Genomic DNA, 16103 nt, shown 5'->3' on the forward strand with positions numbered 1-16103 from the left:
AGCCAGTGGAAGGCTTGCTCTATTGGTAAGTGGTTACTTGATGTAAAAGAGGGACAGTATTCTACTATAACTATAATTTACTTCGTTCAATCGCATTATCCCAGTCCGGAAAAAAGTGAAGTGCACTTCGCATAAGCTGAGGGTGTGTTTTTTTGATCTTTTTTTTACTTAAATTTTCACCTGCAGCATTTAGTTGTTGAATGGTCATCATCACTTGTTCGGCAGACATTTCTACATCCATTTTGTAACCTCCTTTTCAAATTTATTACAATATTTACCTTTATTTTTTTATTTATACTTAATTAATTTAAAAAGTTGGAATTTAAAGGAAAAGACGTTTTTTTGTCGAAATGAATGAATAATCGTAGCAGCAGGGGGGGGTATATAACATGGAAATAAAAACGGGCACGATCATATCATTAAACATAGGAAAATCTATTAACATTGCAGATACTGGAGAAAGAGAAATCAATTCGGCTATATACAAAAGCCCGGTATTAGAAGATATCTTGTCTCTTACGAAAAATGGATTACAAGGTGATGAGCAGGCTGATCTTGTAAACCATGGAGGCTTTGATAAAGCTCTTTGTGTTTATCCTTTTGAGCATTATCAATATTGGCAAAATAAACTTAATAAAGATTTTCCGATGGGCTCTTTTGGTGAAAATATTACTCTAGCTGGTATGCTTGAGACAGATACAAACATTGGTGATATTTGGGAGATAGGAGAAGCGCTTGTTCAAGTAAGTCAGCCAAGAATGCCTTGTTACAAAGTAGCAAAACGTCATGATGTTGTAAAACTCCCTCTTTATATTCAAGAAACAGGATACTCTGGTTATTATTTGAGAATTTTGAAAGAAGGCGATATCTCGGTTAGAGACCGTTGTATCCTAAAAAAGCGCTCATCTAATATTAGTATTGCATATATTAATCAGATAACCTATCATGATAAAGCGAACATGAAAGCTAAAGTTGAGTTAACGAATTTGGAAGAACTTGCGGAGTCTTGGAAACGTAACATTCAGATCAAATAATTTCACGTACTGTATTTGATAAATTGATAATCATATGAACTTAATTATCGTTGTGATGGTTGTGGTTATTATGATGATGATATAATGAAATTGTTAAATTAATGGGAAAAAATCCGAAGATCTACTAGATTACAATAGTTAATGGTACTAAGTGAGTATAAAAAATTTATGACAAAGTTGATTAGAGTGTGAAGTGAGCTAATGATGAAATCTTTTATGTGTTTAGTTTCTTTTACTTGCTTACTGTATTTATCTGGTTGTAATACACAAACGTACGAAGCAGTAGAAGTCTTTCAAATTGATTTGTTAGAATTAAGTGATCAATCAAAAGCCTATGATCAATCAGGTTATAAAATAGTCAATTCAATTACGACTACTTCAGAAACGAGAAATATGTTAAAGGCTGATATTAAAGCGATTGAAGATCATTTTGATCCAAACGGTAATTATGTGAAAACTGTTATTCTTCATTCGAAATCGACCTTAAATAAATTGAATGATACATTAACGGATCATCAACGTGAAGAAATATTAGATCAGCCATCAACGATTTTTTTCGAAGAGGAATTTAATGAAGCTGAAAGAGAATTGGTGAAAGCAAGGGTAATGGAATTTATAGATCGACTACCGACTAATTAAATTTTCATTCAATGTAAAAATAACTGAGAAAGGTTTAGACCTTTCTCAGTTATTTTTGTTTATAAGTTTTGTTAACTTTTCTGTTAAGGTTTCTAATTCTGAAAAACTACTAACAATTTCTCCGATTCTTTTATGTTGTTCTTCAACACTTGCTAAAATTTCTTCGACAGAAGCACTTGATTGCTCAGTGATACTTGAAACAGAAGAAATTTCTTCAAATATATGATTAGAATCCGTCTTTAAGTTAAGGAGCATCGTTTCGACATTTGTTGACTGTTTCACTACATTTTCTGTGTTCTCGAGAATTTTAGTGAAGCCTTCTTTTGTTTCTTTTGTTGCTTCAATACTTTGTAACACAACTGATTGGCTATTATTAATTTGAGAATTTAAAGAAGCTGTTTTTTCTTGGATAGAGCTTAATATAGTTGAGATTTCAATGGTTGAATTCTTGCTGTCCTCAGCTAGTTTACGAACTTCATCTGCTACAACCGAAAAACCACGCCCATGTTCCCCAGCTCTTGCTGCCTCAATTGCAGCATTCAATGCTAACAGGTTTGTTTGGTCAGATACATTCGTAATTTGGTCGAGTATAAAACTAATTTGATTATTTTGTGAGCTTAAATCTTCTATTAGTTTAACTGTTTGAGAAATAATCGAGTTAACTTCTTCCATTTTAGTTGTCAGAGAGAAGATTTGTTGATTACCTTGTTGTGTAACAGTTAGTGTTAGGTCTGATATATCCTTCATTTGAGTTGCAGAATTTGAGACTGAAGTTACTGTGTTGTTTGTTGAATGTAATGATTCATTCATTTCTTGTACACTAGCAGCTTGAGATTCAACTCCCTTGGCAACTTCAGAAAAGGCAATCGTAATCTCATCAGAAATACTACCAGTCGCTGTTACATTATTCTTCGTTTTATGACTAAAGGTTGAAAGCATGTCAACTGTATATCCAATCTCTTCAATTAAGTGATCTGCTTTTTCTTTTTCTTTCGCAAGGTGTAAATGCTGTTCATTCATCTTCGCTTGCATCGATTGTCCAATTCGAGATTGAGCAATTAACACTAAAGTAATAACTATGAAGAAGATGTTTAATGAGATAAGATAGTCATTTCCTACACCAAAGAACATTTCTTCGCGGTAAGTAAGAAAGAGGTAATTTGAAAGCCCTAAACCAATTACGCCTGCAGCGGCAATGGATTTGTAATTATGATATAAAGAAATCAAAGCTAGAGTTACATAAATCATTAAGTAATTTGTTAATTTCGGTGAAGTCGATGCCATAACAACTGTAATGATAGCTAAACCTATTATTGCAAAGTATTGCACATACAAAACGAGAAAACGTTTCCAGCAAATGAATGTTATAAGAATTGCCACTGTTAATCCTGACACTATATAAGCAATCAGTGCTGAAGCTGTTAATCCACTTAGAAAACTACTCGCTAAGCCTAAGAAGAATGAAAACCATAGTAACTTTGTAATTAAATTGTTCCGTTTATGTACCTCAGTTTCAGTTATCAAGTTAGTTCCTCCAATTATTTAAAATATATCTTTATATCGACATAAAATTAACTTTTGTTAACTGTTTTTTAAAAATTTATAATTTTTGTGTCATTTGATGAATTGGATAATTTTAATTTAGTCGGTATTATAGTAACATGAACTTAATTCAAGTACTTTTTGTATGGAATAAGATATAGTGAATCTGCTTTAAGATGTTGGAGGACACAGGAGCTCTTATTGATGAGAAACAGGGTGTTTTGAGAGTGAGAACGGTCCCCAGGTACCTTATTTGCTGAAAAAAGAGCTGAAAAAGCGAGTGAATTTAGCTGATAAGGAATCTTGTGTCCGCCAAGGCAGGGGAAATAGCTGTTTTTTGTTGAATAAGGCATCCTGAGTCCGCATCGAAATGTTGGAGGACACAGGAGCTCTTAATTAAAGGATGCTGTGTTTCTGGGAGGCTAGTCATGAAATACATTATATTATTTGATGGAGTTTGTCATTTTTGCCACGGGAGTGTCCAATTTATTTATAAACGTGATCCTAGTGCAGTATTTGCTTTTGCTGCTCTTAAAAGTGAAACAGGCAAAAATCTTATTAGAAAATACGATGTTGCTCCAACTGTAGACAGTCTCGTTTTAATTGAAGACAGTCACGTTTACATTAAATCAACTGCTGCTTTACGAATTTCAAGGAGATTAAGAGGAGTTTGGAAACTTTTTTATTTACTTATCATTATACCGAGACCTATAAGAGACAGGGCTTACGATATTTTCGCTAAAAACAGGTACCGGTGGTTTGGGAAAACAGAATTGTGTAATTTGCCATCAAAAGACTTACGTGAGCGGTTGTTAAAGTAATTTTAACTACCTAATAGATTTGTTAGGGAAAACGGAGACTTATTAAATTTAATAAGTCTTTTTTTTGTTTAGGTTGATTTAGAGAATGTGAAAGTATTTATGTGGAATAAACAAATTTGGAAAATTTATATATATTATGTGTAATTATGTTAAACTAAATATTGGAAGAAACAGTCTAATTTGAAACGTAAAATTTGCAAGGAGTGGCTATTTATGAAGAAAAAACATAAAAAGAAAAAGAATCATTTGTCTTTTCGGCTTAATGTTCTATTCTTTTTTGTGTTTCTATTATTCTCTGGACTTATTCTTAGATTAGGTTTTGTACAAATCGTTCAAGGTGAAGAATTTATCAGTCAACTCGGAAGGGTTATTGAGGCGACAGATCGTCAAGAAGCACCAAGAGGCATCATGTACGATCGTTACGGGCATGTTATTGTAGACAATCAAGTTGAGTATTCTATTACATATACGAACCCTTCTCAATCTACGAGAGCTGAAACAATGTTAGCTATTGCGAGGGAACTTGAACCATTGGTAGATATGGAAGAAGAGAGTAGTCGTGTTACGGTAAGAGATCGTAAAGATTATCTTTTGCTTAATATGACAGAAGAAGAACGCTATAAATTAGTGAGTAAAGAAGAGAGAGGCTCACTTAAAAATGTTTCTGAAGAATATCGTCTTGAAATTGAACGAATTACAGATGAAGATGTAGAATCATTGACACCTACTGATTTACAGGTGTTGGCTATTTATCGTGAAATGGTTAGAGGATACGCTAACTCTGCACAAAAAATAAAACAACGTATTACAATGGAAGAAAAGCATGTAATAAGTGAAAATCTGGATCGGTTACCTGGAATTGATATATCACGAGATTCCAGTAGGATTTATCCTTATGGTGATTCTTTCAGATCAATATTTGGTTCTGTTAACTCTATTCCAAGTGAAAAAATTGATTACTACTTAACTAGAGGCTATGATCGTTCTGATAGTGTGGGAACTAGCTATTTAGAATTACAGTATGAAAATGTATTAAAGGGAAAAAAGGCAATTATTGAGCGAGTTACAACACGACAAGGGACACAAACCATTGATGATTCGATTAATGAGAGGCCTGGTCAAAGAGGAAACGATCTAGTGTTAACAGTCGATATGGAACTTCAACAAAGACTTGAAGAGATTATCGCTGAAGAAATGCGTGCTGCTGGAAGAAATTCTTTTATATCAGATCGTTCTGCTTATGCTGTATTAATGGATCCAGCAACAGGTGACATTTTGGCGATGGCTGGATTTTATGACGATGGCAAACCAGATAGGACTACGTTTGCGGATCATGATGGCAATGTAAATAAGGTTTTTGAAATGGGTTCCTCAGTTAAAGCGGCAACCGTACTAACAGGCTTTCATGCTGGAGTCGCAGCTCCCGGAACTCAATTTAATGATCGACCGGTCTATTTACCCGGTACTCCTGTAAAAAGATCTTGGAATACTAGTGGTTTCGGTTGGATAGATGATCGCAGAGCCCTAGAGCAATCTTCTAATGTCTATATGTTTGAAATTGGGATGCGAATGGCTAATTGTCGTTATACGGCGCCTAATGCAAGATGTGGTTGGTCCAATGATTCCATTCAAAAAGCATACAGTGATGTTCGTAACAGTTTTCATCAATTTGGATTAGGCTCTGAAACGGGCATTGATTTACCGAATTATTCATCTGGTCTTCAAGGTCAAGCCACAGTTGGAGGGAATTTGCTAGATTTATTAATTGGGCAATATGATAATTATACAACTTTGCAGTTAGCACAGTACATTGCTACGATTGCCAATGACGGCTATAGGATGGAACCGCGTCTTGTTAGAGAAATCCGTGATCCTTCTATTAATCAAAGTGATCCTGGGGCTGTTATTCAAAAGTTTGAACCAACTATATTAAATCGAGTTGATATGAGTGATGCTCATATACGCAGGGTACAAGAAGGACTTCGAGGTGTTATGACAAGGGGTACTGCACAGTCTCGTTTTTCAGGTGCTTCTTATCAGCCTGCAGGAAAGACAGGTACCGCTCAGGTAAAAGTAGCGGTTGGTGAAGGAGATAATAGAAGAATTATTGATGGAAATACTCAGACGTTAGTGGGCTATGCACCTTACAATAACCCTGAAATAGCTTTCGCTGTTGTTGTGCCGAACGTAAGGTTGGAACGTCATGGAGGCGCCCAAGGGATTGCTCAAAAAATTTCTAAAAAGGCATTGGATAGTTTTTTTGAGATGCAAGGTTATAGAAATGGTCCTACAGTGGTGGATGAACCTATGGAAGAAGAATAAAGGAGAGAGGATGTCTCAAAAAATCAAGAATTTTTTGAGACATCCTCTTTTTCCCATTTATTTATATAGTTCGGTTTGAACTTTTTCATTTTATGAAGTAAATCTTCTGGATCATCTGAAACAATAAGGTTGTCTAGGAAGTCTTGTTTAATGAATCCCTCTGTTTTCATATGATCTAATAGAGAAAGAAGTTTATCATAAAAGTGGTTAACATTTAATATTCCGATAGGTTTTTGATGATAACCAATTTGTTGCCACGTTAGTGCTTCTGCTAATTCTTCAATGGTGCCAATCCCGCCAGGAAGAGCTACAAATCCATCAGCCAACTCATACATCTTCGCTTTTCTTTGATGCATGTCGTCTACAATAAATAATTCGGTAAGTTCAACGTGCTCGACATTCTCATGTATTTTTTTGGGAATGACACCTACTACTTCCCCCTTTTTTTCTAAAACGGAGCGAGCCAATTCTCCCATTAATCCCGCATTTCCTCCGCCATACACTAAATTGATTTCGTTAACAATTAAAGCTTCAGCAAATTGTTTGACAGCTGTTAAGTAAGCTTTATCCTGTCCGAAACTTGAACCGCAAAACACACATATTTTTTGAAACATCTAAATTCCACCTTCTTTAGATTCTCTATTACCTTAGAATAAAGGATAGGCGATCATTTGTAAATTATGGGCTAAATACATTTATTTGTGTTGGCTGTTTTTGCAAAAAGTAATGGCTATTTACTTTCTCTTACAGCAAGTAAAGTACTTGGATGATATTGTGATGGAGCCGTTTAGGATGGTAAAAATAGAGACACCAAGACTAATTAATTAGAAGCTTTTGCAGGAACAAATAGCATTATTAGTCGAATTATAAAAGTGGCGTGTTAGGAGGTTAAACATGAATAAAGAATTAGTCGTTACCTTAAAAGATATACAGTGGAGAAGAGATGGGAAAACCATTTTAGAACAGATTTCTTGGGAAGTTAGTAAGGGACAACATTGGGCTATTCTTGGTTTAAATGGCTCAGGAAAAACATCTATACTAAATCTAATAACAGGTTATCAATGGGCTTCTAAAGGGGAAGTTGCTGTTTTAGGTAGAAAATTTGGACAGACGAATATTCCAGAATTACGAAAATCAATTGGTTGGGTAAGTGTTGGTGTCGATGAAAGATATGCTAGCAGAGGCAATGATACCGCGTTATCGGTTGTAATTAGTGGGAAGTATGCTTCAATTGGGTTGTATGAAGACGTGTCTCAAGCTGACCGAAATAAGGCCGAGGAATTATTGTTAGAATTACGAATAGCACATTTGGCTCAGCAATCTTTTATGAAACTGTCTCAAGGTGAAAAAAGACGTGTTATCATAGCACGTGCTTTAATGAGTCAACCTGAACTTTTAATCTTAGATGAACCTTGTAATGGTTTAGATCTTTTCTCAAGGGAGCAATTATTAGAAACGATAGGTCGTTTAGCTAGTGTAACAGGTGGGCCTACTTTATTGTATGTCACACATCATTTAGAAGAAGTGGTACCCGCAATTTCTCATGCTCTTTTAATTAAAGAAGGAAAAATAGTGGCCCAGGGTGATAAACACGAGACTTTGACAGAGTCGAATTTATCGACAACGTTTCAATTACCAGTTTCAATTAGATGGCAAGAGAACAGGCCGTGGGTCAGTTTTAAGAAAATTTAAGAAAGAGGCCACTAAAAAGGTATGTTCCTCACCGATTTAGTGGTCTCTAAGCAACTTGTGAAACCATTGCTACTTTCTTGAATCCCCTCGTATCAGACGAGGATGAGAGTAAAATGGAAATCTGTTTTTTCAGTTCTTAAGGTATGATAGTGGTCTGTTGTAATTCAGTTTATTTTTCAAAATCTGGTATCTCTTCGTAAGCTAACTTAGAAATAATTTCATGGTGGGTCGGATAATCCTTCAATAAATCTTGTTGCGTAAACAACTCAAAGTCTTCATATTCAAATCCTGGTGCTACCATGCATCCTACTAACGAGAATGATTTATCTTCTGAAAGTGAAGAGCCAAAAATGGAGTTTTTCGGTACTAATACTTGTGGTACTTCTCCTTTGTCTAGGTTAAGCCCTAATTTTGCTTCTTCATATTCACCATTTTCATGGATAATATGTACTGACATGGAACTTCCTGCATGAAAATACCAAAGTTCATCTGATTTTAAACGGTGAAAATGCGAGACGTCACCAGCGCGCAGTAAAAAGTATATACTTGTATAAAGCTTTCTTTCTTTTTCGGAAATTTCTTCTTTAGAGGCAAATGAGCGTTTAAAATAGCCTCCTTCAGGATGTGCTTCAAGTCCTAAATGTGTAATCCAATATTCAGCTTCGTTTTGCTGCAATGGAAAAACCCCTTCCTAATGATTGTCGTCTCTATTAGTTAACCAAAAGGTTACAAAAGAATCAATGAATGTGTACGATCTTGCTGACATCTACATGCCATTCTTGAGGAAAATCAAAAAGCAGTTTGAATCAAAAGGATTCAAACTGCTATTTAAACGAATTTGTGTGGGCTAAGGTATTTTTTCTAAATTAGAATTGTGAACCGCCTAATTGTTGTTCAGCCATTTGAACAAGGCGTTTTGTAATTTCGCCACCAACAGAACCGTTAGCACGAGAGGTAGTATCAGCGCCAAGTTGAACACCAAATTCTTGTGCAATCTCATACTTCATTTGATCTAAAGCTTGTTGTACTCCAGGAACTAGTAATTGATTTGAACTATTGTTGTTGCTTGCCATGATGTATCACCTCTTTCGTTGTTATGGTTCTAGTATGTGGGTTTTTTTGAGCTCTATTCAAAGAAATAAAGGGAAATTCATTCCATTCGTACAACTGATTTCACGCAATCAATGGCGATGAAGTCAATCTCTTCACCGATCTTCACTTTAATTCTTTTTAGTTGTAAATCAACTTTATCAATAATACCAGTTAATTCGCGAAAGAAGCCATCCTTCCAATAAGTTACCTTCACATCTAACTCATGTTTCAAAGAGTCGAGAACGATTTGGCTAATTTCCTCTAATTCTTGTTCATCAAGGCTTGGTTTTTCAACTTTTTTAAGTTCCTCTTTGCGTTGAAGTAATGCTTGTTTATGTTCAGGTAAAAACATCCGACTACTTTCCCATAATAAATTTCCACGTTGCAGTTGCTCATTCATTTATAATGTCCTCCTATCTTTTTCGCCCGTTCAAATGCTTGGCCTGCCTTCGTTAAAGAAGATGCTCGGATAAGCGAGGTCGAACCATACCTTTCTCTAATTCCGTCCATTACATAGCCAAGCTCTAATTTTTTGTCTCTTTCTGTATCAAATAAGCTAAGTTGTAATTCGCTGTCAGGGCAAAGTTTAGTTAAACTAACACCGAGGCGCCTAATTGGTTGACGATCCCAAAATTGCAAAAAAAGCTTTTCAACTGTTTGAAACACATCCATTACGTAATTGGTAGGCTCGTATAAGGTGGTTTGTCGATGGAAGCCAGTTCGAACTTCATAACTAGCCCCGCTAACGCTAATCGTTACGGTTTGCCCCATCATATTTGATTTTCGTGCTCGCATACAAACTTCTTCACATAGCTCAAGTAAGACAACGCGAATCTCAGCAAGACTTATGTAATCACGTGGGAGTGTCATTCCATGTCCAATAGCCTTTTGTCCATCATGTGAAGCTGTTGTAACTGGTGAAAAATCCTCACCATGAGCCGTCATCCAAAGGACTTGCCCATTAATACCCCACTGATCTTTTAAACGTTTAAGCGGGACATCTGCAAGTTGACCAATTGTTCGAATACCCATATTTCTTAGATGATTAGCCATACGGCCACCGACCCCAAACATTTTTTCAACAGGGAGTGGCCACAATGTAGTAGCGAGCTCTTCTTTTTTTAGCCAGAAAATTCCAGACTCATTTTTTTTCGAAAAGTGATCACAGGCCATCTTCGCTAAAATTTTATTTTCACCGATTCCGATTCTGGCCCGAACTCGTGTCTCCTTCCAAATGTGTGTTTGAATTTTAAGAGCGATTTCAGATGGTTCTCCAAACAATGTTTGACTACCCGTTACGTCCATGAACTGCTCGTCAATGGAAAAGGGCTCGACTAAGTCTGTATATTCTTCTAAAATGGCTGTAATTTTCACTGAAATATTAATATAGTCTTGCATTCTTGGAGGAACGATAACTAAATCTAGACATTTTTGCTGCGCTTCCCACAGTCGTTCTCCGTTTTTAATTCCACTTTTCTTAGCGAGCGGACATGCTGCTAAAATGACTCCAGATCGTCGTTTCGGATCTCCTGAAACGACTAGCGGTTTATCGTGTAAATGTGGATATCTTGCTTTTTCTACGGAAGCATAAAAAGATTGCATATCAACAAGAAAGATTGTTTTCATCAAATTCACACTCCGAATAAGAACATTTGTTTGTGTGTATATTATATGCGAAAGTATGTTCGTTATTCAACATACATTTTGTGGCAAAGGCTATGAAGTTGATAAGTACCTCTAGATGTATAAAATATGATAAAGTAATGAAGAAAAAGGAGTGAATCAAAATGCAATACAATGATCAAATGAAAAACAGAGTAAAACGTGTAGAAGGACAAGTTAGGGCATTACTCCGAATGATGGAAGAAGAAAAGGACTGTAAGGACCTTGTAGCACAAATGTCGGCGGCCAGAAATGCATTAGACCGTACAATCGGTTTAGTAGTGAGTACCAATTTAGAGCATTGTGTGAGAGAGCAGATTACAAAGGGAGAAGGTACCGAAGAGTTAATTCAAGAAGCAGTCAACCTATTAGTGAAAAGTCGTTAGTGTGAGAGGAGTAATTTTATGAGGAGAAGCCCTTGAATTGTAAAAGAAGAGGTTGTGTACAACTTCAGAGAAGAAAAACGAGTCATTCATCAACTGAACAGCAACGAAAAAAAGCAAATTCTTTTAACGTTTGATGATGGACCAAGTAAATATTTAGATCGTTTTTTGGATGTGCTGGCAAATGAGAACGTTCCTGCCATGTTTTTTTGGCAATCACGATTGCTTCATTATAAAAGACCGTGGCAACGTGTTTTAACAGAGGGACATAAGATTGGGACGCATTCCCATCGTCACCTGAACCTTGTAAAATTACCATTTGAACAGCAGATGAGCGAATTGAAGAAAAGCAAAGAAATCATTGAACGGATAACAGGACAAGAAGTCAAGTTTTTTCGGCCACCATTCGGTCAATACAATGAAGATACACTAGAAGCCGTTTCACAACTCGGAATGAAATTGGTTATGTGGAATATTTCTTCATATGACTGGAATTTAAAAAGCGAACCAGAAATAATCACCAATAATATTACGGAACATATTCAGGACCACTCCATCATCTTACTTCATGAGCTTGAACAAACACTGACGATTTTACCATCAGTTATTAAACACTTAAAAGAAAAAGGCTATCATTTTACTACCATATAAAAGCGATAGTCTCTTTCTAATGCTATAAAATAATCCTTTCCTCTTTTGGAGAAGATAAGAGCACAAAAAAGAAAAGGATGTTCGTGTTTTGATTAAAGAGTGGATGTTAAAAGTAAGAAAAAATATTTGGATTGTCCCGAGTGTTTATTGTCTCGTCTCTTCGTTATTGGCGGTTGTTATGATTTGGGTCGACACCGTACATGGAGAGAGGGTACAAAACATTTTTCCCGCAAGCCTACTCATTAGTGTTAGTTTAGCTCAAACGGTATTAGCGACAATTGCCGCAGCTTTATTAACGATGGTTACTATTACTTTTTCGACCATTATGGTCGTCCTAACCACTTATTCTTCACAGTTTTCACCAAGAACACTGTCTGACTTTATCACAAATAAGATAACAATGAGAGTGTTAGGAATTTACATGGGTGGATTTATGTATAGCATTCTTTCTTTGTTGTTTATGAGCGAAGAATTACCATACGAAGTACTAGGTGCAACTGTTGCTGTCCTATTTTCCATCGTTTGCTTAGCTTTTTTTGCTTACTTTATTCATTTTGTGGCCACTTCCATTCAAGTAAATAAATTAATAAGTGAAGTAACTAGGCAAACGCTAAAAACGTTGAAAGAGCGATTAAAGCCCCAAAATCAAAAAGAAGCTATTACAATAACAGACCAAAAACCGAATCTTAAAGTAGAGAATTATTATAAGAAAGAATATAAAAGTGAATCGTTTGGTTACATACAATTAATTGAATATCATCATTTATACGAGTTAGCCCGAAAGTACAATCTTGTAATTGAAATTAATCAACAAATTGGAGCTTTTATCACGCATCGACGACCTATTTTTACTGTCTATTATCGAGAGACTTTACCAAAAATAAAAGTGGGGAAATTTGTTGAAGTTGGTGTAGACCGAACCATTTTGCAAGATGTGGATTTCGGTATACAGAAAGTGGTTGAAGTGACTCTAAGGGCACTCTCACCAGGGATTAATGATCCAGATACGGCAATAGACGGCATTTTACATTTAGGAAGGTTGCTATCAGATGTTTGCAAACAAGATGGGGCTTATATCACGTACTCAGATGAACATGCGATTAGATTAGTAGCTAAACAAAAACCATTTGAAGAAACACTGTATACGACGTTTTATCAAATCTGTCACTATGGTCGGGAAGACGTCTCGATTTTACTCGCTATTTACGACGCACTAATTATGATAGCTGAAGATAACTCAAAAATGGTTAAACAGAAAATTGGGCATTTTAGCAAGTATATTAGTGAAACCTTTAACAAACAAGAATTTCATAAGAAGGATTTAGAATATTACGAATGGAAGAAAAATGAATTAAAAGCGATATTTGATACATGAAAGACTAAATAAAATAAAAAAATCTATTAATGATTGTTGTCGGATTAAGTAGATGGTAAAATTAACAGTTGAGGAATAAAAAAACAATATACATAATTGGGGTGGCTAAAGATGGAGAAGGTACTTATTTTTGGACATAAAAATCCAGACACTGATACAATTTGTTCAGCTATTGCATATGCAGATTTAAAAAGTAAATTGGGTCAAAATGTGGAAGCGGTTCGTCTAGGAGAGGTAAACGGCGAAACACAATACGCACTCGACTACTTTAAACAACAAGCACCGCGATTAGTTGAAACAGTAGCAAACGAAGTAAATGATGTTATTTTAGTGGATCATAATGAAGCTCAACAAAGCGCGACAGATATTCAAGATGTACGCGTACTAGAAGTAATTGATCATCACCGAATTGCAAACTTTGAAACAACAGATCCATTGTATTACCGTGCTGAACCAGTTGGATGTACAGCTACAATCTTATTGAAATTATACAAAGAGAAAAATGTTTCGATTAGTAAAGAGATTGCTGGGTTAATGTTATCAGCTATTATTTCAGATTCGCTTTTGTTTAAATCACCTACATGCACGCAAGAAGATATTGATGCAGCAGAAGAACTAGCTACTATTGCTGAAGTAGACAGCTCAGTTTACGGACTAGAGATGCTAAAAGCAGGAGCAGACCTAAGCGATAAAACAATTAGCCAGCTGATTACACTTGATGCGAAAGAATTTAACATGGAGAGTAATAAAGTTGAGATTGCGCAAGTAAATGCAGTTGATACAAACGATGTACTCTCTCGTCAAACAGAATTAGAGGAAGCGATTAATCAAGTAATAGAGGAAAAAGGATTAGATTTATTTGTATTAGTTGTAACGGATATCTTAAATAACGATTCTGTTGTACTAGCATTAGGAAAAGAAACAGCAGCGGTTGAAAAAGGATTCAGTGTAACGTTAGAAAACAATACGGCTCTATTAAAAGGTGTTGTGTCTAGAAAGAAGCAAGTTGTCCCGCAAGTAACAGAAGGTTTTACAAAATAAAGGATTTGAGAGCAGCCCAGCTGCTCTCTTTTTTAGTATATAAGGATGCATAAATCAAGTTCAAATTGCCAAATGCTAGTAAAGGTTAACTAGCGTGAAAGTAGGAATGGTGGCAATGAAAGAAACAGACGTAGTCATTATAGGAGCTGGGTTAGCAGGATTAACAGCAGCTATTGAGTTAAAAAAGAAAAAGGTTCCTTTTGTTGTTTTAGAAGCTCGCAATCGTGCTGGAGGAAGAGTATACAGTCTACAAAAAGAAGACATCCAGGTGGACCTCGGTGCGCAGTGGATCAGCCCACATCACAAAAGAATGAAAAAGCTGCTCAGAAAATATGATCTGCATCTAGTATCGACTTATCGTCAAGGCAAAACCATTTATAACTTTGATGGGATCATTCAACAGAATACGAGTCCATGGCCCAATATGTCTGTAGTGGAACGTTTAGATATTTGGAAGATGAAAAAAGTATTAAATGATAAAAGCAAATCATTTGAAGCTAAGGCACCGTGGGAGTTTAAGATAGCTCAAGAACTTGACAAGATAACAGTTGAGCAATTAATTAATCATCATATGTATACAAGCTTTGGCAAATCTTTTTATCAACTTATGCTAGAAGAAGCTCTGTGCAGCAAGTTATTTGAGGTGTCGGCTCTTGATTTATTATGGTGCATAAGAGCAGCAGGATCTGTAGAGCGACTATTAACGGCAGAAGATTTATGGATTAAAGAAGGGGTAGGGACTTTGGTAGAAAAGATGGCACGTTCTTTACCCGGACAGATTGAGTACGAACAACCAGTTACCTCTATTAATTCTGAATTTAAGGAAACAATTATAACGACAAGTAAGCAGATTTGGAAAGCAAAAAAGGTTATTTTAGCGTTACCTCCAAATCTTCTTACACATATCAAGTTTATACCTATATTGCCTGTAACTCGTGCTCAATTAAATGAACGAGCTGGGTTACCGTCTGTTATGAAAATGGTATTTATATTCAACAAACCTTTTTGGAGAGATGTTGGTTTAAATGGGAATGTCTATTCTAACGAAGGACCAATAAAGTTAACAGTAGACACCTCTCCACCGCTAAAGAATAAAGGTGTGTTAACCGTTCTAATTACTGGAGAATCAGCACGTCTATTAAGTGAAAAAACGATTGAACAACGAAAACAAACTATAATAGAAAACTTAGTTCATTACTTTGGTGAGAAAGCAGAGGACACGTTGAACATCATTGAGAAGGATTGGTCAGCTGAAGAATGGACTAGAGGAGGATATGGGGCCCATTTTTCCCCAGGAGTTCTTAGTCAATTTGGAGTTACTTTATCAAAGCCAGTTGGACCTCTACATTGGGCTGGGACGGAAACTGCAACTGAGTGGAGAATGTATATGGAAGGAGCAGTTCAATCGGGTGAAAGAGTCGCTGAAGAAATTGTTCAAGCCTTGAAACACGAATGTAAGGTATGAAAAAAATTAAAATTAGACATAATGAATTTAAAAAAGATAAAGGGAGTTTCTGTTAAATGACATTTGAAAAAGGAGCTGAATTTAAAATTGCTCAAGTTGTAAAAGGGCATTTTAATTCAGCAGAGACGTTAACTATTATTCGAGAATTTGGGAATACAGTTCAATTCACTCTCGGAAATGGAAAAGGACACGGTTCCATGCCAATTGAACACATGAAATATCTAATTAATAAGAATGAGTTAACAGTTAATAAGCGTTCTTTACTAGCTAATGAAACGGCTGAAGAGAAACTAGGATAAAAAGTGGAATTTAATAAGGAGGCACATCGGAGAGGACTCTGATGTGCTTTTTGATTATATATAAATAAGTGAGATTATCTCGATA

General features: G+C 35.8%; 18 protein-coding genes. 11 read left to right on the top strand and 7 right to left on the bottom strand.

Annotated elements, in window-relative coordinates; translation table 11 throughout:
• Positions 1-70 precede the first annotated feature (70 nt).
• The gene (locus tag JCM9157_RS24885) at positions 71-241 is read right to left on the bottom strand and encodes a hypothetical protein (protein WP_162831755.1); all 171 of its coding nucleotides are present in this window, start codon (positions 239-241) and stop codon (positions 71-73) included.
• Between the two features lie 148 nt (positions 242-389).
• Between JCM9157_RS24885 and JCM9157_RS06505 the strand changes: the two genes are divergently transcribed.
• Complete coding sequence (locus JCM9157_RS06505) at positions 390-1034, top strand: MOSC domain-containing protein (protein ID WP_035663189.1); 645 nt, start codon at positions 390-392, stop codon at positions 1032-1034.
• A gap of 204 nt (positions 1035-1238) precedes the next feature.
• On the top strand, positions 1239-1673 hold the full coding sequence (locus JCM9157_RS06510; RefSeq protein ID WP_035663190.1) for a hypothetical protein: 435 nt from the start codon (positions 1239-1241) through the stop codon (positions 1671-1673).
• Between the two features lie 45 nt (positions 1674-1718).
• On the opposite strand, the gene JCM9157_RS06515 is transcribed toward JCM9157_RS06510, so the two are convergent.
• Complete coding sequence (locus JCM9157_RS06515) at positions 1719-3197, bottom strand: methyl-accepting chemotaxis protein (protein ID WP_035663191.1); 1479 nt, start codon at positions 3195-3197, stop codon at positions 1719-1721.
• Between the two features lie 446 nt (positions 3198-3643).
• Here JCM9157_RS06515 and JCM9157_RS06520 point away from each other — a divergent pair, with 446 nt between their 5' ends.
• Together JCM9157_RS06520 and JCM9157_RS06525 are read left to right on the top strand one after the other, a co-directional pair.
• Entirely contained in the window at positions 3644-4036 is a 393-nt protein-coding gene (locus JCM9157_RS06520) for a thiol-disulfide oxidoreductase DCC family protein (protein WP_035663193.1), read from the top strand.
• A gap of 213 nt (positions 4037-4249) precedes the next feature.
• Complete coding sequence (locus JCM9157_RS06525) at positions 4250-6358, top strand: peptidoglycan D,D-transpeptidase FtsI family protein (protein ID WP_035663196.1); 2109 nt, start codon at positions 4250-4252, stop codon at positions 6356-6358.
• A 23-nt stretch (positions 6359-6381) separates the two neighbouring features.
• Here the strand turns inward: JCM9157_RS06525 and JCM9157_RS06530 are convergent, their stop codons facing one another.
• Entirely contained in the window at positions 6382-6972 is a 591-nt protein-coding gene (locus JCM9157_RS06530; protein ID WP_035663199.1) for an LOG family protein, read from the bottom strand.
• Between the two features lie 280 nt (positions 6973-7252).
• Between JCM9157_RS06530 and JCM9157_RS06535 the strand changes: the two genes are divergently transcribed.
• Positions 7253-8050, top strand: a complete 798-nt coding sequence (locus JCM9157_RS06535; RefSeq protein WP_035663202.1) for an ABC transporter ATP-binding protein — start codon at positions 7253-7255, stop codon at positions 8048-8050.
• A 169-nt stretch (positions 8051-8219) separates the two neighbouring features.
• Here the strand turns inward: JCM9157_RS06535 and JCM9157_RS06540 are convergent, their stop codons facing one another.
• The 4 genes from JCM9157_RS06540 to JCM9157_RS06555 all read right to left on the bottom strand — a co-directional run bounded on the left by JCM9157_RS06540 (position 8220) and on the right by JCM9157_RS06555 (position 10768).
• Positions 8220-8726, bottom strand: a complete 507-nt coding sequence (locus JCM9157_RS06540) for a cupin domain-containing protein (RefSeq protein ID WP_035663204.1) — start codon at positions 8724-8726, stop codon at positions 8220-8222.
• A 190-nt stretch (positions 8727-8916) separates the two neighbouring features.
• Positions 8917-9123, bottom strand: coding sequence for an alpha/beta-type small acid-soluble spore protein (locus tag JCM9157_RS06545; RefSeq protein ID WP_035663207.1), 207 nt, complete (start codon positions 9121-9123; stop codon positions 8917-8919).
• 77 nt (positions 9124-9200) lie between these two features.
• Entirely contained in the window at positions 9201-9542 is a 342-nt protein-coding gene (locus tag JCM9157_RS06550) for a YolD-like family protein (RefSeq protein ID WP_035663209.1), read from the bottom strand.
• A complete protein-coding gene (locus tag JCM9157_RS06555; RefSeq protein ID WP_035663211.1) occupies positions 9539-10768 on the bottom strand; it encodes a DNA polymerase IV in 1230 nt (409 codons plus the stop codon). Before JCM9157_RS06555 ends, JCM9157_RS06550 begins: the two co-directional genes overlap by 4 nt.
• 161 nt (positions 10769-10929) lie before the next feature.
• Here JCM9157_RS06555 and JCM9157_RS06560 point away from each other — a divergent pair, with 161 nt between their 5' ends.
• From JCM9157_RS06560 to JCM9157_RS06585, 6 genes are all read left to right on the top strand, one after another.
• Positions 10930-11190 carry a metal-sensitive transcriptional regulator gene (locus JCM9157_RS06560; RefSeq protein WP_035663212.1) on the top strand — a complete coding sequence of 87 codons (261 nt, stop codon included), beginning with the start codon at positions 10930-10932 and terminating at the stop codon, positions 11188-11190.
• 54 nt (positions 11191-11244) lie between these two features.
• On the top strand, positions 11245-11838 hold the full coding sequence (locus JCM9157_RS06565; RefSeq protein ID WP_035663214.1) for a polysaccharide deacetylase family protein: 594 nt from the start codon (positions 11245-11247) through the stop codon (positions 11836-11838).
• A gap of 88 nt (positions 11839-11926) precedes the next feature.
• Entirely contained in the window at positions 11927-13213 is a 1287-nt protein-coding gene (locus JCM9157_RS06570) for a DUF2254 domain-containing protein (protein ID WP_052012986.1), read from the top strand.
• Between the two features lie 111 nt (positions 13214-13324).
• Positions 13325-14254 carry a manganese-dependent inorganic pyrophosphatase gene (locus JCM9157_RS06575; protein ID WP_035663215.1) on the top strand — a complete coding sequence of 310 codons (930 nt, stop codon included), beginning with the start codon at positions 13325-13327 and terminating at the stop codon, positions 14252-14254.
• Positions 14255-14369: 115 nt separating this feature from the next.
• A complete protein-coding gene (locus tag JCM9157_RS06580; protein ID WP_035663217.1) occupies positions 14370-15719 on the top strand; it encodes a flavin monoamine oxidase family protein in 1350 nt (449 codons plus the stop codon).
• Positions 15720-15775: 56 nt separating this feature from the next.
• Positions 15776-16018, top strand: coding sequence for a hypothetical protein (locus JCM9157_RS06585; protein WP_035663218.1), 243 nt, complete (start codon positions 15776-15778; stop codon positions 16016-16018).
• The last annotated feature ends 85 nt before the right edge of the window (positions 16019-16103 follow it).

The sequence above is a fragment of the Halalkalibacter akibai JCM 9157 genome (genome assembly GCF_000513135.1).
In the GTDB taxonomy this organism is placed as follows: Bacteria; Bacillota; Bacilli; order Bacillales; family Bacillaceae_D; genus Halalkalibacter; species Halalkalibacter akibai.